At 23.5% G+C, this 19497-nt stretch carries 22 protein-coding genes and 1 tRNA gene; 4 read left to right on the top strand and 19 right to left on the bottom strand.

Annotation, left to right across the window (positions count from 1 at the left end; all coding sequences use genetic code 4):
* Positions 1-5 precede the first annotated feature (5 nt).
* From parE to rdgB, 13 genes are all read right to left on the bottom strand, one after another.
* The gene (gene parE / locus AACK85_RS02615) at positions 6-1967 is read right to left on the bottom strand and encodes a DNA topoisomerase IV subunit B (protein ID WP_338969146.1); all 1962 of its coding nucleotides are present in this window, start codon (positions 1965-1967) and stop codon (positions 6-8) included.
* Between the two features lie 59 nt (positions 1968-2026).
* Positions 2027-2647, bottom strand: a complete 621-nt coding sequence (udk, locus tag AACK85_RS02610; RefSeq protein WP_338969144.1) for a uridine kinase — start codon at positions 2645-2647, stop codon at positions 2027-2029.
* A gap of 74 nt (positions 2648-2721) precedes the next feature.
* Positions 2722-5418 carry an HAD-IC family P-type ATPase gene (locus AACK85_RS02605; protein ID WP_338969142.1) on the bottom strand — a complete coding sequence of 899 codons (2697 nt, stop codon included), beginning with the start codon at positions 5416-5418 and terminating at the stop codon, positions 2722-2724.
* Between the two features lie 132 nt (positions 5419-5550).
* Positions 5551-6222: a 5'-methylthioadenosine/S-adenosylhomocysteine nucleosidase gene (locus tag AACK85_RS02600; RefSeq protein WP_338969140.1), complete on the bottom strand. Its 672-nt coding sequence runs from the start codon at positions 6220-6222 to the stop codon at positions 5551-5553.
* Positions 6222-7334: a nicotinate-nucleotide adenylyltransferase gene (locus tag AACK85_RS02595; RefSeq protein ID WP_338969138.1), complete on the bottom strand. Its 1113-nt coding sequence runs from the start codon at positions 7332-7334 to the stop codon at positions 6222-6224. The genes AACK85_RS02600 and AACK85_RS02595 overlap by 1 nt, the downstream gene beginning before the upstream one ends.
* 137 nt (positions 7335-7471) lie before the next feature.
* Positions 7472-7651 (bottom strand): hypothetical protein, encoded by a 180-nt coding sequence (locus AACK85_RS02590; RefSeq protein WP_338969136.1) that lies wholly within the window; start codon positions 7649-7651, stop codon positions 7472-7474.
* Positions 7652-7768: 117 nt separating this feature from the next.
* Entirely contained in the window at positions 7769-8515 is a 747-nt protein-coding gene (locus AACK85_RS02585) for a hypothetical protein (RefSeq protein WP_338969135.1), read from the bottom strand.
* A gap of 182 nt (positions 8516-8697) precedes the next feature.
* Positions 8698-9390, bottom strand: coding sequence for a hypothetical protein (locus tag AACK85_RS02580; RefSeq protein WP_338969133.1), 693 nt, complete (start codon positions 9388-9390; stop codon positions 8698-8700).
* Between the two features lie 8 nt (positions 9391-9398).
* Entirely contained in the window at positions 9399-9824 is a 426-nt protein-coding gene (locus AACK85_RS02575; protein ID WP_338969131.1) for a hypothetical protein, read from the bottom strand.
* Positions 9825-10358: 534 nt separating this feature from the next.
* Positions 10359-11210 (bottom strand): HAD-IIB family hydrolase, encoded by an 852-nt coding sequence (locus AACK85_RS02570; RefSeq protein ID WP_338970946.1) that lies wholly within the window; start codon positions 11208-11210, stop codon positions 10359-10361.
* A gap of 15 nt (positions 11211-11225) precedes the next feature.
* Positions 11226-11744, bottom strand: a complete 519-nt coding sequence (locus tag AACK85_RS02565; RefSeq protein WP_338970942.1) for a tRNA (cytidine(34)-2'-O)-methyltransferase — start codon at positions 11742-11744, stop codon at positions 11226-11228.
* A gap of 48 nt (positions 11745-11792) precedes the next feature.
* Positions 11793-12056, bottom strand: a complete 264-nt coding sequence (locus tag AACK85_RS02560; protein ID WP_338970940.1) for a hypothetical protein — start codon at positions 12054-12056, stop codon at positions 11793-11795.
* Positions 12057-12091: 35 nt separating this feature from the next.
* Positions 12092-12751, bottom strand: a complete 660-nt coding sequence (rdgB, locus tag AACK85_RS02555) for an RdgB/HAM1 family non-canonical purine NTP pyrophosphatase (protein ID WP_338970937.1) — start codon at positions 12749-12751, stop codon at positions 12092-12094.
* Positions 12752-12821: 70 nt separating this feature from the next.
* Between rdgB and AACK85_RS02550 the strand changes: the two genes are divergently transcribed.
* Positions 12822-13604, top strand: coding sequence for a hypothetical protein (locus tag AACK85_RS02550; protein WP_338970934.1), 783 nt, complete (start codon positions 12822-12824; stop codon positions 13602-13604).
* An 11-nt stretch (positions 13605-13615) separates the two neighbouring features.
* Here AACK85_RS02550 and AACK85_RS02545 read toward each other — a convergent pair whose 3' ends face one another.
* Together AACK85_RS02545 and AACK85_RS02540 are read right to left on the bottom strand one after the other, a co-directional pair.
* The gene (locus AACK85_RS02545) at positions 13616-14389 is read right to left on the bottom strand and encodes a DxFTY motif-containing membrane protein (RefSeq protein WP_338970930.1); all 774 of its coding nucleotides are present in this window, start codon (positions 14387-14389) and stop codon (positions 13616-13618) included.
* Positions 14390-14471: 82 nt separating this feature from the next.
* Positions 14472-14545 (bottom strand) — tRNA-Gly (locus AACK85_RS02540).
* 169 nt (positions 14546-14714) lie between these two features.
* On the opposite strand from AACK85_RS02540, the gene AACK85_RS02535 reads away from it, so the two are divergent.
* The gene (locus tag AACK85_RS02535) at positions 14715-15101 is read left to right on the top strand and encodes an exonuclease domain-containing protein (protein WP_338970927.1); all 387 of its coding nucleotides are present in this window, start codon (positions 14715-14717) and stop codon (positions 15099-15101) included.
* Between the two features lie 177 nt (positions 15102-15278).
* Here AACK85_RS02535 and AACK85_RS02530 read toward each other — a convergent pair whose 3' ends face one another.
* From AACK85_RS02530 to miaA, 3 genes are read right to left on the bottom strand one after another with little or no spacing between them, the layout of a single operon-like run.
* Positions 15279-15503 (bottom strand): hypothetical protein, encoded by a 225-nt coding sequence (locus tag AACK85_RS02530; RefSeq protein WP_338970924.1) that lies wholly within the window; start codon positions 15501-15503, stop codon positions 15279-15281.
* A gap of 20 nt (positions 15504-15523) precedes the next feature.
* Positions 15524-15727 (bottom strand): hypothetical protein, encoded by a 204-nt coding sequence (locus tag AACK85_RS02525; RefSeq protein WP_338970921.1) that lies wholly within the window; start codon positions 15725-15727, stop codon positions 15524-15526.
* Between the two features lie 57 nt (positions 15728-15784).
* Positions 15785-16717 (bottom strand): tRNA (adenosine(37)-N6)-dimethylallyltransferase MiaA, encoded by a 933-nt coding sequence (miaA, locus tag AACK85_RS02520; protein WP_338970918.1) that lies wholly within the window; start codon positions 16715-16717, stop codon positions 15785-15787.
* Between the two features lie 315 nt (positions 16718-17032).
* Between miaA and AACK85_RS02515 the strand changes: the two genes are divergently transcribed.
* Both AACK85_RS02515 and AACK85_RS02510 read left to right on the top strand, forming a co-directional pair.
* Complete coding sequence (locus AACK85_RS02515) at positions 17033-17704, top strand: hypothetical protein (protein ID WP_338970915.1); 672 nt, start codon at positions 17033-17035, stop codon at positions 17702-17704.
* Between the two features lie 106 nt (positions 17705-17810).
* Positions 17811-18599: an ABC transporter ATP-binding protein gene (locus AACK85_RS02510; RefSeq protein WP_338970912.1), complete on the top strand. Its 789-nt coding sequence runs from the start codon at positions 17811-17813 to the stop codon at positions 18597-18599.
* A 55-nt stretch (positions 18600-18654) separates the two neighbouring features.
* Here AACK85_RS02510 and AACK85_RS02505 read toward each other — a convergent pair whose 3' ends face one another.
* Positions 18655-19257: a hypothetical protein gene (locus AACK85_RS02505; RefSeq protein WP_338970910.1), complete on the bottom strand. Its 603-nt coding sequence runs from the start codon at positions 19255-19257 to the stop codon at positions 18655-18657.
* Positions 19258-19497: the final 240 nt, after the last annotated feature.

Here is a 19497-nt window from a genome sequence, read left to right as displayed (position 1 = left end):
AATAATTAATCTACGTGTCCTTCATTAAAAACTAAATTAATATCGCCATCTTCTAATGTGAATTTAACATTTTCTTCAATTCAATTTTTTCTTTGTTCTGCATTATCACCCATTAAAATACGAAAAGTTTTTTCAGCAATTAAAGCATCATCAATACTTACTTGAATCAATTTTCTTTTTGCAGGATCCATAGTTGTTTCTCATAATTGTTCTGAATTCATTTCACCCAGTCCTTTATAACGTTGAATATCATAATTTTTTGAACTTGTTTTTTTAAATATTTGTGCCAACTCATCTTCATCTCAAACATAACGCATATCGGTTTTCTTATTTTTTAAGGTTAATTTATATAAAGGAGGCATTGCAATATAGATATATTTATTAACTATCAATTCTTTCATATACCTAAAAAAGAAGGTTAAAAGCAAAGTTTGAATATGTGCACCATCAGTGTCGGCATCTGTCATAATAATTATTTTTCCATAATTTGATTCTGACAAATCAAATTCAGACCCTAATCCAGAACCGATTGCATTAATAATTGTATTAATTTCTTCATTTTTTAATAAATCAAAGATTTTGGTTTTTTCTGCGTTAATCACTTTTCCCCTTAATGGTAAAATAGCTTGAAAAGTACGATCACGCCCTGATTTTGCAGATCCACCAGCAGAATCACCTTCAACTAAAAATAGTTCGTTGTTTAATTTAGTTTTTCCTTGTGCTGGGGTAAGTTTACCTAACATATTTTTACCCTTATTTTTACCTTTTGATTCACGAATTTGCTGTCTTGCTTTTCTTGCTTCTTCTCTAGCTTTTCTAGCAAGCAAGGCTTTTTCAATAATTGAAATTGCCAATAATTTATTTTCTTGTAATCAAAAATTAAAGTTTTCATATGAAATAGCTTCAGTTACATATCTTGCCTCTGATGTACCTAATTTGCTTTTTGTTTGACCCTCATATTGTATTAAATCCTCTGGTATTTTAACTGTCACAATGGCAATTAAACCTTCTTTAATATCTGATGATTCTAATTTACGATCTTTTTCTTTAATAATATTATTTGTTTTGCCATAATCATTTAATGCTTTCAAAATTCCGGCTTTAAAACCAACAATATGTGAACCACCATCAATTGTTTTTACATTATTTGCAAAACCTAAAACTGTTTCATTAAATTCAGTTGTATATGACATTGAAATTTCAACTTCAATTCTTTCTTGAATACCTTTAAAAGTTATTGGACTTGTAATTTTTTTTTGACCTTCTGATAATTCTAAAATAAATTCTTTTAGGCCATCTTCAAATAAATATTCAACTTTTTTATCAGAGCGAGTATCTTCCAATGTTATTTTCATACCTGAATTTAATAATGCTGATTCTTTTAAACGTTCTGAAATAGTTGTAAAACTAAATTTTGTTGATGAAAATATGGATTCATCTGGTAAGAAATTAACAATTGTACCAGTTTTTTTAGATAAACCAATTTGATGAAGGGTATCTTTAATTTTTCCCCCATTGTAAAATTTAATTTCCATTAATTTACCTTCGCGAGCGATTTGAACCTTGAATTTAGATGACAAAGCATTAACAACAGAAGAACCAACACCATGTAATCCTCCAGAAGTTTTATAACCAGATCCTCCAAATTTACCTCCAGCATGTAGAATTGAAAAAATTATTTCTGGTGTTGATTTATTTGTATCTTTATACTGACCAATCGGTACACCACGACCATTATCTTTAACTGTAATTGAACCATTTTTTTCTAAAGTAACATTAACTTCAGTAGCATAACCCGCTAAAACTTCATCAATAGCATTGTCAACAATTTCTCAAACTAAATGATGTAAACCTTTAACATCTGTTGAACCAATATACATTCCAGGTCTTTTTCTAACAGCATCTAAACCTTCTAAAACTTCAATGGAGTCTTCATTATAGACTAAATCTTTATTATTTTCACTCATACTTATTCCTCATCTACTCATATGATAATATAAACAATATTAATTCATTTTGCAATGCCTTATTTTATTCAAGATTTTACTTTTGTGGCAATTAAATCTATTGCAATATCATTTCCATTTAAATATGGAATAATAATATCTGCAAAATCAATACTAGGTTCAACAAAATGAATGTGCATTGGTCTAACAGTATTTAAATATTGCTCAATTATAGAAGTTTGAGAACGGTGTCTTTCTGTAAAATCACGCTCAAATCTTCTAATAAAACGAATATCATCTGGTGTTTTAATAAATAACTTTAAATCAGCTAAATTTCTAATGGTTTCTACATGTAATGCTAAAATACCATCTAATATATATACTTCACTTTTTGCAATTTTAATAGTTTTATCTGTGCGACAATTATTTGTGTAATCATAGATTGGCATTTCAATCTCACCACCATTTTTTAAAATATTCAAATGATTTTCTAATAATGTTAAATCATATGAATTTGGATGATCATAATTTATTTTTTTTCTTTCATCATCTGATAAATTTTTAAATTCTTTGTAATAATTATCCATCGCTAAATAGCAAACTGATTTATTTTGCAATAAATCTTTGGCAATTTTTTCTGCAACTGTAGTTTTACCAGATGCTGTACCACCAGCAATTAAAATTAGATATGTTTGTTTCACTGTTAAAACTCCTTTTGTCACATATATCTAAAAACAAAATAATTATTTTTAGATAAGTTTAAATTATTATTTTGTTAATAAAGTGTTTTAAATACTTTCTTGTATGCAATTTTATTTAATTCGCCAATTACTCAAATAAATATCGTAGAACCTAACATATAAACATATCAAATTCCAGGTAATCCTTCAAAACCAAGTGTTGAATTAACATATGGTATATAAACAATGGCAAAACCAAAAGCAATAAAGACAATAATAAATAGATAAATAGACATTGGTGGATTTGATTTGAAAAATGAAATAGTTTCTGTTCGATAAATTAATGCAAAAACAAAATGCGTAATTAGACTTTCCAAAAAAAATGAAGTTCTAAATTGATCAATAAAAATACTATTTGAATTTTCATCAAGTCCAGCTAAATGGTTTTTAAAATTTAAGATAAACATTAAAAACAAAAAATTTAAAGTTGAACTTATTGTCATTAAAATACCATTTCAGGCTCCAAATGGTATAAAAGTTCTAGTTCGTCATTTTATTGGAGATGCAGTAGTTACTGGATCAACCTTATCTATTATAAAGATTAAATTTGTAAAATCATACATTAAATTTTGGATCAATAGCTGAAGTGGTGACATTGGTGAAAAATTTAATCATATTACACCAATTAAAATAGAAAGTAAAAGACCAAAATTTGAAGCAATTGCTATTTTCATATACTTCATTGCATTTGCAAAAATAATTCTGCCTCTAACAAAAGTTTTTTCAAGCACTTCTAAATCTGATTCTAATAAAATTATATCTGCATATTTTTTTGCAAGTGATGAACCGTTATTTACAGATATCCCAACAGATGAATTTGTCATTGCAATAATATCATTTGTGCCATCTCCGATAAATGCAGTTACTGAGCCATTTTTTTTGGCAGCTTCTATTATTCTGCCCTTTTCTAATGGAGTTAATTTAGCAAAAATGGTATTTTGATTTATAGAAGCTGCCAATTCTTCAATATTCATTTTTTCAATATCTTCATTATCAATACCATTAGTATTATGCAATTGTAATTGACTTGCAATTTTTTTACTGTTGTTTAATAAATCACCTGTTAAAATTTTCAAATCTATACCATAATCATAAATTAATTTAATAACATTTTTAGCTGATTGCTTTATAGTATCTGAAAAAATTAAATAACCAATTATCGTTAAATTATCTTCTAAAATTTTATCTTCAATTTCATTTTGTAAAGCCACCAAAATAATTCTTCCGCCCTCTGATGATTTTTTTTGAACAAATTGTTCTATTTCATTTACTAAATCTGAAGTTAAATCTATTGCTTTACCATTTTTAATTATAAATTTTGATCGCTTTAAAATTTCATTGTAACTTCCCTTGGTTATTTGGATATTTTTATTTGTTTCATTATTTTTAACTAATAGAGAAACCATCTTTCTTTCATAGTCAAATGTCAGTTCATCTATTTTTGTATAAGTTAATCTATTTTCTTTAATATCAATTGAATTAATAATTATTTCATCAATTTTACTTGATGAATTAATTTGATAATAAGCATTGATACTTGCATATTTTAAGATTTCATCATCTATTTTAAAGTCCGCATTTATATACGCAATTAAACTCATTTCATCTTCTGTCAAAGTTCCTGTTTTATCTGTAAATAAAATATTGACTTCTCCTAATGTTTGTATTGAAGACATATCTTTTATAACTACTTTATTTTTTGCCATATCGCTAACACCACGTTGCAAATTGGCAGCTAAAATGGTTGGCAATGATTCTGGTGTTATTGCAACTGCAACTGAAATTGCAAAAACCACTGAATTAGTTCATAAATCTATATTGCCATTTCTTAATCATTGAATTAAAAAAGAAACCAAGAAAATCATTGGTGTTCAAATCAAAATAAATCAAATAAGAATCTTTATAACTTTTTTTAAACCAATTTCATAAGATTTTTCTGGCTTAACATTTGCTGATTTGACAATTAAATTGTAATAGTTATTCTCTCCTATATTAATTACAATGCCAAGACCAAATCCTCTTGATACAGATGATTGGGCAAAACAAATATTTTGCAAATCATAAATAGATTTAAATGAATCGTTATAACTAGTATTTTTTTCAATTTCAGATGATTCACCTGTAAGTGATGATTGATTTATATATAAATTTTCAGAAAATAAAATTTTCATGTCAACAGGAATTACATCACCTGGTTTTATAAAAACTAAATCTCCTATTGTAATTTGATTTTCATCAATAATAGTTGAATTTACATCAATTAAATGTTGATTCATTGCAGAAATATTATCAATATTACCGTGTATAATTCTAATTTTATTGTTTACTTTCATTTTCAAATTATTGGAAATTTTATTTGCACGCACATCTTGAATTAAATCTGAGGTTCCAGCCAATAAAATCATAAAAATAACAAATGAAAATGAAATAATATCTATATTTTTTCTACCATTAACAAAGAAAATAATTAATTCAAAAACTGCAATTGCTCAAAGTAAAATATTAAAAGATCCAAAATATGATTCTAATATATTTTTAAATCAATTTTCTTTTTCTTCTATCATTTTGTTTACACCAAATTTTTTAATTTTAAATAAATGTTCTTGTTCATCATGACCAAATTTATCGCAATCTGTCATTTCTAGTAATTCATTATCTGTTGCTTTTGAAACTTTAAGTATGTATTCTTCTCTAAATTTCGCTTCTGCAGAATAATCTATTTTTCTTTTCATATTTTCCTCTGTTTCATCAAGACTTTATTTAAATATTTTAGCTAAATTTTATAAAATTAATTAAATTAATTTTATATGTTGAACTTTCAAAGATATTGTACGCTTTTTATAAATATCTATAAATATTTTAAATTAATAATTTAAAATATTTTCAAAATCAGTTAAAACCATTTCTATTTTTTTTGATCCTAATTCTAATATGTTTTTAAACTGACTTTCATTATCTATCTTAACTTTTAAAATATCTGATACTATTTTTAGTGATATTAATTTTTTCTTAAATTTATAACATGTAAAGGCGATTGCATTTGCTTCCATATCAAGTAGATCTATCTTTATTGGAAAGCCCAAAAAATTCTCTTTTGCTGAATTATAATCACTTATAAATATATCAGAAGATGCTAAATTACCAAATTTAATTTTGTTCATTTTCTGTTTTACAAATTCATTATTAAAATTTGCAAAAAATTTTTCTTCTTTTGGAATTTGTCCCTTTTCATATCCAAAACCCGTTGCATTCGCAAATGAAAAAGTTGAATTTTCAATCAATACTAAATCAAGAATGTCAAAATTATCTTCAATCGAACCAGCTAAACCTATATTAATTAAAATTTGATCATCGTTTAAATAATTTTCGCAAATTAAAGTAGTTGCTATTGTTGCATTGACTAGACCTATTCCAGATATTGCCACAAAATTATTTTTATGCTTAAAAATTTTAAATGGTTCATTTTGAATAAGTTCAAAATTATTATTTTCAAGATAATATTTAACCTCATCATACATAGCGACTATAATAAACATTATTTTTTTTCTCCAATTCAAAAATTGTATGATTCTTTAATTAATGCCCCAATTTTATTTTCACCATGTTTTTTTATCGCATTATCATATTGTGCTTTTAGAATCATTTTAAATGATTTTTCTAAATTTTCATTTGCAATAGTTCTTAATTCATTTACACCAGGATAATTTCTTTCATAAGATATTTTATCTGCAACAAAAACAATCATATCTAATGTTGACATTTCAGCTGCTGCAACTGTATGTTTCAATACAGCTAATAAAATTTCTTGATCATTAATAAGTCAATCTTTTTGCAAATGCAAATATCCAACATAAGAATGTCATATTTGTTCTGGTTCTTTTAAAATGACAGGTAAATATTTTTTTAAATATAATTCTGCTAAGCTTTTTTCTCATCTTTTTGCAATATCATGCAACGTTCCGGCTATAAATGCTTTATTTGGATCTACACCATTAATAATTGCTAACCTTTTTGCGTATTGTCCCACATTTAAACAATGAATAAATCTATCATTATCCATTTTCGATTTAACTCTTTCTTCAATATATAATAAATTATTATTTATATAATCATTAATTTCTGGTATTTGCAAATTTATTTTTCTTAAATTACGAATATCTGTTGAAGAAATATTATTATTGTTAAATGTAAAAACTTTTAGATTATATTTTTTTACTATTTTTTCATTATAAATCTCAGTTCTTTGGAAAACATTAAATTTAATAATTTTGATTAAGTCTTCAAAATTATTTCATAATTCAAAATTATCTAATTGATCAGAACCCATAATAAATTCAAAATCATAATTTGGAAAATTTGCAATCATGTACTTCACAGTTTCATATGTGAAACTAACATTCTGATTATGAACTTCATATTCATTTATTTTAATAAAAGAAATATTTTTAGTTGCAATTTGTAACATTGTTAATCTGTCTTTTACGGATGACGAAACATTAATTTGTTTAAATGGATTTACCCAAGATGGTGTCATTCAAACTTCATCAAAATTCAATTTGTCATGACAGGCAATGGCTATATTAATATGATCTGTATGTACTGGATCAAAAGACCCACCAAAAATAGCAATTCTTTTTTTATTTTTCATTTTTTAAAAACGCTCCTAATATTTTTATGAGTATTACATCATTAACTGTATCAAATTATTTTGACATTGTTGATTTTTTTCAATTTATAGAACTAAAAAAATATTGCAAAATTATAGCTTTTATTAAATGCTCATTATTAAGATAATACAATCATTGATGATGTTTTAAATTCATTATATCATTCAAACAACAGCGCTAATTGATCGTAATTATAATTCAAAACAATGTACACTTGCTCTGTATGTTCTATTGAAAATTTAGTAACACTATTATTCTCAAAAATCGACATTCTAAAATGTTGCGTAATCGTTCTCATTCAAATTCTCTTTTTTTACATCATTCTTCGTTTAATCAATATTAATTTTCAATGTAAAAATTTTTCCTTTTTTTGGGAATTGAATTTTCATATAATTTTTCATTAATCACATTGTCATTAATTAGACATCAATTGAGTTCCTTTATTTTTTTGATTTCTAATTTTATTTTTTTTGAAGAATAAAATTAGATAAATTCCATATCTAATAAATTCAATAATTCCGTAAGTGAAAATTAACACAAAAGTGAAAAATATCCCTGTCGCTTGTGATGCTTTATAAAATACTTGTTTAATTAATCCGCCTTCTTCTACAAAGAGGCTAATATAAATTAAAATTGATGAAACAAAAATAAATCAAATTAAAAGATACAAATAATTTATTCTTCTAATTAATTTTTTGCTGTTTGTAGAATAAGATAAATTTTCTAAAACATTACGCAAAATATTTTTAACATTTTTTTTAGAAATTAAGTAATTATAATCATAAAAATTATCATTTATTAATTTATTATATTCAATAAATAAAGTATAAAAATTATTTTCTTTGTTCATTAATTCTTCTAACTCATTTTTCAAAAAAACATCATCTGTGTAAATTTCCATTTTTGAAATAAAAATTTTCTTACGTAAAAAGCATTGAAATTTAACTTTAAAATTATTTTTGTTATTTAAAACAATATTGTTAAAAAGGTCTTTAAAATCATGCAAATCCCTAATACATTTTTCTAATCTTTTTAAATTACCATTATAATTAAAATGTTGAATTAAGTAACGAATGAAAATAGAATATAAAATTCATATACCTAAAGATATTGCAAATCATATTATAAATGGTATGAGAAAATTACTAAAAAATACACGCATTAAAAATACACTAACTAGAAGAGAAATTATCTCCATACTAATTCCAATCAATATATTATTTATAATAAGCAATCTTTCATTATCCCAAATTTTATTCTTAAACTTTTAAGTAAAATACATAGTTTATTTCATATTTTAATATTACTATCAAAATTTTCTGTTTTCACAATCATAAATTTCACCTAAGCACTAAAACTATCATCATAATTATATCATTCAAAATTTGCTTTTGTTATGAATACATTTATGTTTTCTGATTTCATATAAACACTACCTGACAATAATTTCAGAAACATTGGCTTATCAAAATTCACATAATTTTTTCTTATAGAAACTAGTTTTTTGTCAATATCACTTTTATCCTGTTTAATTTTTGCTGAATATTTATTAAATAAATTATAAAAAACATTTGTATTATCCTCTGAATATAAATATTGATATTTTTCTTTTGCGTCATTAGTAATTTTTTTTATTATAATATCATCAATAATATTTTCAAATTCCAAAAGTTTGATTTGATTATCTATTAAACTTTCTTCATTATCTACAAAATAATTTAATTTTGACAATTTTTCCTTAAAAATATTTTTTTGTTTATTGTAATCATCTATTTTATCATTTCATTCCATAATTTTTTCATTTCCTTGTGAAATTTCTTTTTCTAAATCATATTTTATATTTACAAATCCTTCATTAATTTCTGAATTTGATTTGAAAAAAATATCTTCCAATCATTCATTGCCTGTTATATAACTATTAAAATCCAATGCAAGAAATGCAGCACCCACAAGACTCATTATTCATCCTGGAAATTCTGTTGCAAAAGCGGTTTCTGCAGTATTTCAATCAATAAATTTTGTCACTGCATAGTACATAAATTGTGCTATTTTTTTATTTGTTTTATAACATACTCATTAAAAATTTCATTTGCAAATTTTTCCATAATAGTTAAAGTTCCTTTAGTATACTCTTCCATAAAATAGTCTTTTGTAATTACTAGACCCGTATATGTTCAAGAAAGAAAAATACCTACATTTGATAATATAGCTCAACCGACCCCAAAAAATGAATTAAGTGCAGTCTTATAGTTTCGTAGACTTTTTCAATTACTTGTTCATAATTCACTATCACTATACATGCAAATTGATTTTCATAATAAAGTGTGAAAATATTCTATAATTTCATTTAAGCTACTATGATTTTTATAAAAAATAATTAATTGATTATCAAATATGCTCAATTGTATATTTTTAATTTCTATTGCATCAGATAAAGAAATTCTATTTCATTTTGCAATCAAAGCATTCATTATATATTCATAATTATTATTAAAAACTTATGTCATTTTTTTAACAATAACTTCTTCATAGCCGCTATAATTTTTGTTTAATCTATATTTTCTTTTGGAATATATTTATAAAAAACTGAATTAAAATTACTTTGATATAAATTATTTTGATACGCTATTCCAAAAGTTGTTATCACTATACCTCCTATCAAACAAAAAAGGCAAAGCAAAAAAGAAACACATATATTTATGAGTTTCGATTTTTTTAATTTAATAAAAATACGTATAAATAAATTATTCATTAATGTTTAGTCTCATACAAATCTTTCCAAATTTAATAAATAGCCTTTTTAATTAATAATTGATAATTGATAATTAAACACGATATAATCTGGTCTTGTTTTTCAATTTTTGTATTGTTTTATATAAAATTATTAATAACTTTGTCTGTGAATATGAGAAACAAGAAAATACTCTTTATTTAATTTTCAAAATAATTATACATATTTTGTTTATAAATTAAATAAAAAAAATACCCCAAGAGATATTATTAAATTATTCTTTATAATTTGAAATTATTTCTAATAATTTTTTACCAACGCCATCATTATCCATACTATCTATTACTTCTGCTGCTACCATTTTTACATTTTCAACAGCATTACCAACAGCAAAACTATTTTCTTGTTCGCATAACATTTCTGTATCATTTTCATTATCACCAAACACATATATGGATTGATGATCTACTTTTCAAAAATCCGCTAAGAATTTAACTCCATGTTCTTTTGTTGGTCCTTTCATCATACAATCTACAATATCTGATGCACCTTTATTAAAAACTAATTCTTCATAAAGAGAAATCATTTCTTTGATTTTTAATTCTTGATTTTTATCAACCACATCAAAAACAATTTTAACAACTTCAAATTTTCTCGTTTTTACATCTTTAACTAAATCATTTTTGTTTTCATAATTTACAATTTTGACTTGAAATTGTTCTGTTGTGTTTTTGTTAAATTCAGTTCATTTTTTATTTCTGCCTTGATTTTTAATTCCAATAACTTCTCATATTGTGTAAAGTGAAAAATTAAAATTATTATCAATACTTTTTTTAACAATATCAAAAACTAAATTATTTAACATTAAATTCTGATATAAAATTTCTTTTGTAGTAGGATCTATTATTACCGCTGCATTGCAAATTCCAATCGGTTGTTTTACATTTAATAAATTAATTGTTTCTAAACACATAGCATATGTTCTACCTGTAATAAATGTAAACTTAAAGCCAGAATCAATTTGATATTTATTTATATTAACTATTGTATTACTATTTATTTTAAAATTATGATCTGCAATTGTTCCATCTAAATCTGAAATAACATATGGTAGATTTTGTTTCATAGATTAGTTTCTCCCCTATTTATTGTCCAAATAATCTTCACCTTTTTGAACTTCTACTTTTGATAAATCTAAATAATTTCACTGTCTTAAAATTTCATAAATTGCAATTCCAACTGTATTTGCAATATTCAAACTTCTTGCAGATGCAACCATCGGTATTCTAAAACATGTTTCAATATTTTCTTGTAAAATATTTTTTGGTATTCCAGTTGATTCTTTGCCAAACATAACAAAAACATCTTTATTTATAACTGTAAAATTAAAATCGGACAATGGTTTTTTGCCGTATCTCGTCATACAAAATAATATAATATTTGGATTTTTTAATTTAAAATCATTTCAATTATCATACATAGTATATTCGCAATTTTCTCAATTTCCAGCAGATGATCGACCAAAAGTTCTGTGATCAATAATAAACCCTGTTGGTTCAATGATATGTAATTTTGCATTTGTAGCTGCTGCTGTTCTCATAATTGCTGCAGTATTTGCAGCAATTTCAGGTTCATAAAGAACTATATTAATTTTCCTCATTTAATTTCTTCCCCTTTCAATAAAAAAATAATTGCTTTCGCAATTATTTTACACTTTACGTTTTAAATAACCAATATCATAAATTAATTCTAATATATGACTTTCCATAATATCAATACAATCTCAAGCTTGTTGACATGTTATTTTTGAACTTGGTATTAAACCTTTTTTTGTAGCTATTTTGGCATTAATTAATACTTTTTTATTAAATTTACTTTCTTGAAATTTTAATTTTAATCATATATAAATTTCTGGAAAGACTATTTTACCATGGTAGTAATGTTCACTATAGTTTTGCAACTTGTGTTCCATTCTTATCACCATCTTTCTGGAAAAAGATGTCTTTTCTACTTTTTAAATAGATCTTCTAATTTAACAGTTTCTAAGATTTCAACATCTTTAAACTGAATATACCTTTGCAAAATAGATTCTAATTTTTTTGCGGCTTTTGCTCTATGTGAAAATTGATTTTTTTCATCTAAAGTCATTTCTGCAAAAGTTCTATTTTGTTTATCAGGTATAAATATTTTATCATAATTAAAGCCCATTTTACCACTCTGTTTTAAAGCTATAATTCCATCAACTTTACCTTTTGCGTATTCTGTATAATGAAAAATTGGATCATAAAAAACAATAACAGTTTTAAAAGTAGCCTTTCTTTGTTCTGGATCAATTAAATTTTGTTCTAACATTTTATTCAATAAAAAATCATTGATTTTTATTTCATCTGTTTCTGGCAATGCTCATCTTGCAGAAAATACTCCAGGGAAATTATTCATATTTTTAATACATAATCCAGAATCATCTGCAATGACTGGTTCTAAGACAATTTTAGCTAGTACTTTTGCTTTCAGAAGTGCATTGCCTTCAAATGTTTTTTTGTCTTCAACTATATCTAAATTATAAGAAAGATCTTTTAATGATTTTATTTGTCATTCAGGTAAAAGCCTTTGTATTTCTTTGACTTTATTATCATTATTTGTTGCAAATCACAATATTTTTCTCATAATTTTATCCTCAATATACTTTTATTATAAATGTTAAAATAATTTTAGCAATTATCAATGGAGGAATTTTATGAAAATCAATTTAGCATATTTTCCTAATGCACTATCTAATTTTGTTTATACAAATAAAAAAATAGTTGTAAAAAGAAATTTCTCAAATACTGATATTTTAAATCGACAAAATCAAGAGTTAATTGAAAGTGAATTAAGAAAAATAAGTCATGAAAATATTGTTTTACCTTTTAGATCTTATTTTAAAAATAAACAATACACACAAATAACTAAATATATAAAAAATACAAAACCTATTTTAGATATAAAAATTACTGCAAAAATATTTCAAAAAATAATTGATACAATAAAAGATATTCAAAAAATTAAAACAAATGGTGATATTATTAAATTTCCATATAAAGAATTGTTAATCAAATTTACAAATAAAAAGAAATTTCCAAGTAAAATTACACAATTAATTGACAAATATTACAAAAATAACAATGAAAATGTTTTAAGCCAAAACGATTTAGTTTCAGGCAATATTTTGGTTGCAAAAAACAAATTATATATAATTGATTTTGAAATGTCTGCATTAAATCATTATTTATTTGATTTTGCATCTTTTATTTCTGAGACACTTATTTTAAAACCAAAATTGATTAATAAATTTATAAAAATTGCTAATTTTTCAAAAAATGAATTAATTGAAATAAATGAATTGATCATTTTACAAGATTACTTATGAATGAATTGAGCAAACTATTTTTATAATTTAACAAATAAAATTATTTATCAAGAAATTTACAATCATAAAAAGGAAAATTATGAAAATAACTGATTTAAAAAATATCGCTAAAATAAATTCATTTACATAAATTCTTGATTTTGTTTTTTTGCTTTTTCATTAATTTTAATTTCTTTTTTTAACATTTTTTTTCGATGTTTCATATCTTTTTTTGATAATTCATTATTAATTTTAAGATTATCATTTACAATTTCTTTATCACTATAAAGTTCAGCTTTAAAAGCTTCTAATTCATGTTTTTTTTGTAGCATTTTTTGTTTATAAACTTCATATCTTTTTACTCGGACTATTTTTCTTTCTGGAATAATTTCACCATTTCTATATGCTATAAGCATTATTTCATTTTCTTCTCTAATTTTTAACATATTATTTCTAAAAATCATTGTAAAAAACATTCCTATTATTGTGGCAATAATTAAGACTACGATAGCTAAAACGAAACGTAAAATAATCATTCACGATTTATGTCCTAATCAAAGACTATTTAAAATCACAGAAATGAAAGTCAATGTAAATGCTAATGAAAATGTAAAGTTATCTTCTCTATGCCCTTTACAATAAAAAATAACCAAAGTAGTCAAAAACGAATAAAATAAATAACCTGTACAAATTAAAGTTAAATAACCACTATTTGGTGTTGGTAAAGTTGTTAAATAAGAAATTGAAGGAAAATCATTACCAAGCAATAGAAAAATAATTAAACCCGGTATAAACGATTCAATCATTATTCATAAAACAGAAATTCAAAATGGTGTTCTCTCTGCATTGAATTCTTTAATAAAATTTATTCTATTTGTTACATCTTCAGTAGCTTTATCATATTTTATTTGGCTCATTAAAACACACCACCTAGAAAATTAATGAAAACTATGAAATTAAAACGACCGATTATGGTCGTTTTAATTTCATAATAAACATTGGAGCGGGTGAAGGGAATCGAACCCTCACAGTCAGCTTGGAAGGCTGAAGTTCTACCATTAAACTACACCCGCATGTACATATAAGATAATAGCATATAATTTGAATATGTCAATTAAAATATCTTTTTTTTAGTAATTTTGTTGTTTTTTATAAACAAAATTTTAAATTGTCATATAAAAATAATTTCAAATTTAAAATTAGTAAATGACAAAATATGTTTAAAATATTAATGGTGATAAAATGAATACTTACAAAGGCGCGTTGTTTTTAGATGTTGAAACTGCAAATAGCAAGCAAAATTCCATATGTCAATTAAGTTTTATGATCATTAATAATGATCATAAAGAAGTTTTTTCATTTAATGAATATATAAAACCATTTGAACATTATTATGAAAATGAATTTCAATTTACCGATATACATGGTATAACTTGAAATGACGTAAAACATAAAAGAAAATTTAATGCAATCTGAAATGATATTAAGTCTTTTTTTAATAGTAACTATTTAATATTTGCACATAATGCATCTTTTGATATTACCTGCATTCAAAAAACAATTGATTATTATAATATATCAAAACCTAATTTTAATTATGCATGTACTTATCTACCGTTAAAAAAGTAAGACCGGATTTAAAATATACAAATTAGATCATTTAGCAAGATTAAATAATATAGAATTTAATCAGCACGATTCGTTTGAAGATGTGAAAACAACAATAAAAATATTCAAACGTTATTTTAATGATTTAAATTCTTTTTTAAAAATTACTGATGTTTTTAACTACGAAATAAAATATTTCTAATTTAATTTATCACGTAATTGTTTTAATTTTAAATAAATAATTTCCACTTGTTTTTCTAATAATTCTAATTCTTCTGCAATTTGTTTGTGGTTATTGTTTAAATTATTATTAGTTTTATTTTTAATTGAATTTTTTGAAATATCATTATTAAATAATTCATTAATAACTTCAGCATTATTATATTCTTCAAATTCACCAAAAATATTCATATCAGATGTCACACCTACTTCTTCATCTGAATTTACATCAAAATCTTGTGATTGTCTATTTTATTTAAATTTAATTCTGCGATATAAAAATTACCATTATTTGGGTTTTTTTTACAATGCTGACGTGTTAACACAATTAAATGTCCTGGTTCTGGTGGAAAAGCAACTTTAATATAAAATCTTGTTTCTTCTAGTACATAATTTTCATGAATCGATATGTATTTCAATTTTTCCATTCGATTTACCTCTTTTTATCTATATTTTTAATATAAATGTTTTTATAAAAACAAAAATTATTTTGCAAGAAGAATATTTATATCTTGAATAATTTTTTCTTTTATTTTATTGTAATCTTCAAATTTAAAATCGTATCAATTAATTTCTGAAAGTTGATTCCTAAACCATGTCATTTGTCTTCTTGCATATTTTCTATTTGAAGCTTGCATATTTTCTATTGCCTGTTCATATGAAATTTCATTATTTAAGTAACTAATAATCTCAGGTGCACCAATAGCTTTTAAGGCTTGAGCTTGCCTATTTTTATTATTTTTTATGTATGCCAATTCAATTTCATTAAATAAATTTTTATCAACCAACTCTAAAACACGATTATTAATTTTTGCATACAATTCTTCTCTCATGGGGTTTAATCCCACAATAAAAAAATTGTCATAAAAAAAAGTGTCATTACCTGCATTTCTTTCTTTTTTGGTTTGTTTTGTTATGTTATAAAGTTCTAATGAACGAATTATTCTTTTTTTATTACTTAATGGAATTAAACTTGCATCATCTGGATCTACTTCTTTTAATCAATTTCACAATTCTTCATTAGTTTTTGCATCACACATTTCCAAAAAACCATCTATATGGTAATCTTTTGAAAAATTATAATTTTTCAAAAGCGCATTTATATACAATCCTGTGCCACCAACTATAATAGGCAATTTATTATTTGATCAAATTAAGTGCATATACTCTCTAGCTGCTTGTTGAAATTGAGCAACAGAATATGAATCTGTAACATCAATAGTTGATAATAAATAATGCGGTATTTCTTGCATATCTTTTTTTGTTATTTTATTTGTTGCAATATCTAAATCCTTAAATATTTGTGTTGAATCTGCATTAATAATTTCGCCATTAAATTTTTTGGCCAATTCAATTGATAAATCTGTTTTCCCTGATGCTGTCGGTCCAACAATAACTACAAATGGTTTATTATTCATCTTTTTCTCCAAAACTATACAACATTATAAAATCTAACCACAAAAAAAACGCCCCCACCCGCTATTGCAATGTATGAATTAGGAAGCGCTAATTTGTATAGCGGTTTTTATAACATCCACACACATTTAAGAATAAAAACAAATATTCTTGGTGCCTCTCGGCATATAAATATTATCATTTTTTGAATTAAATAACCACATTTATTATCATCATTAATTGAAAAAACATTAATAGCATTTTTTATGTAAAATTATATTCTCGTTATGCTATATTTTACTTATACACAAAAAAATAATGAAAGGAAATAAAAATTCATGAAAAAATTAATTAAATTTTATTCTTTATTAAATGATTTCATAGCATTTTTTATACCCTTTTTATTTTTCTTTTCAAATTATGAAAGTGCAATCTGAATTTATTCTGTTTATTCAATTAATGTGATTTTCTTTTTTATTAAAATATCTTACAAATTTGATAAATTAAGAAAAAACAAATTACAAAATAATGATTATTTAGACAATGTTATGATAATCTGAATAAAAATAATTATTATCATCTTACAATCACAAAACATTATTATGCCTTTGGTTGTCAATGCTATTTTTACACAACTTTCTGGAATAATTGATCCGTTACATAATTTACATGTGGGTTGAATGACAGAAATTGTTTTTTACTATTCATTTTTCTATTCAACACTTTTTTTAAGCGTACTAGTATTTTTTACAATAATGATAACTATCTTCAAATTAGTTCTGTTTATTATGTTAATTTTAATAGTTATCATATCGTTGATTAAATACATAATTTCATTAAATAATTTTGGCAAAAACAAATTAGACAAAATTGAACAAATTATTATTGATCAAGAAAATACAGTATATGAATATAACTATACAAATAATTTAAAAATTACTTCAATATTTTTAGATGCAAAAACACAACAGTTAATTTTAATGCATAAGGTACAAAATCCAGCTGCTTAATTTTTTAATTAAATATATGTGAATAAAAATCACTATAATTTTTGTTTTATTCAAATTGATAATTTAAAACAAATAGAAATTAATAAATTAGGGAGCTTTTTTAATTATGCAAAAAATTGAAAATCAAGATTTGAATCTTGAAAAAATAAAAGATGATTTAATTATCGAACTTATTAACGTAAAGAAAAATTACGGTAGCAATAAAATACTAAAAGGTATAAATTTAGAAATAAAATCTGGAGATCGCATTGGAGTTATTGGACCAAATGGTGCTGGTAAATCAACATTGAGTGAAATTATTACAGGCATTAGAAAACCATCAAGTGGTAACATTGTAAAAAAAGAAAATCTTAAAATTGGAATTCAATTTCAAGAATCTAAATACCCTGTTGGTATAACTGTTTATGATTTAATTCTTTATTATTTAGAAATTTATTCAATAAAAATGACAAAAAATGAATTAGAAGCATTAATGCAAACTTATCAGATACTTGATTTAAAAAATAAATCACTTGAAAAATTAAGTGGCGGACAACAACAACGTGTAAATATTATGCTTGGATTAATACATAATCCTGATTTTGTTATTTTTGATGAAATTTCAACAGGACTAGACATTGAAGTTAGGCAAAGCATATTTGATTTTATAAAAGAAATGGTTATTGATAAAGGAAAATCAATGATATTAGTTACTCATATGATGCAAGAAATTGAAGATATGTGTAATAAATTTGTCTACATATATGATGGAAAAATATTAGAATGTGGTGAAATCAATGATCTAATTGAAAAATACGGTTCTGTTCATAACTATACTTGAGAGATGTTTAAAAAATATAAACATAAAAAACGAAGAAACCTAACAAAGAAAAAAATAAATTTGACAAAATTTTAACAACAAGTAAAAATAAAAGCAAAAATATTTCATTACTAAAATTAATTATCAAATATTATCTAAAAGGAATAGCAGTTCCGTTCTTCTTAATTGCCTTTCCGTTATGTTTATTGTTCTTAGAAGGTTTAGCATTTATGCATATTCCGGGTAGTGAACAAAGTTCATTATTAAGTAAACTAACTATTTCAATTGCAGAAGTTGCTGTATCTATTGTGGGAATATCTGTTATTCCTCAAACTATCTTAGAATTTAAAAATAGTGTGATGTTAAAAAGAATTGGCGCAAGTCAGATAAAAATAAGATCATTTATTTTGACAATAATTTTACTAAATATTGGATTTATGTTATTCACATTTTTATGAACAATTCTTTGAGGTGGAGCAATTTTTGGTTCAAAATACGGTTGAGAAAATATTATTCACTGAAATAATATTGCAATATTAATTCCAAATTTAATTTTATTAATAATTACAAGTATATTATTTGGTTTAACATTATCGACAATTTTAAAAAATGTTTCACCATCTGCATTTATAACAATATCTATGATGATTTTTATTCCGGTAGCTTTTTTATCTGGATCATTTATGCCTGCAGATTTTATTTCAGAAAGTAAAATATTATCTATTTTTTCATATATTAATCCATTTAAATACACATTTGATCCTTTAACCCAAGCGTGAATGGATGATTTAAATTTCAATTGAGTATTTTTTTGTAAATATGGAATTCAAATATTATTAATTATTTCATATATACTAATCATCTGAAAATTATTTAAATGAGAAAAATAATCTCATTCTTTAAAAAAGAAAAATAGTATGTCAAATTTTGACATACTATTTTTTATAAATTACATTACATTGTTTTAATAAAATAATTAAAACAAGAATGATAT

The sequence above is a fragment of the Spiroplasma endosymbiont of Labia minor genome (assembly GCF_964019845.1).
GTDB lineage: Bacteria > Bacillota_I > Bacilli_A > Mycoplasmatales > Mycoplasmataceae.
The sequence above is the reverse complement of the archived record's forward strand: the minus strand, read 5'-3'. Positions and strand labels throughout refer to the sequence as shown.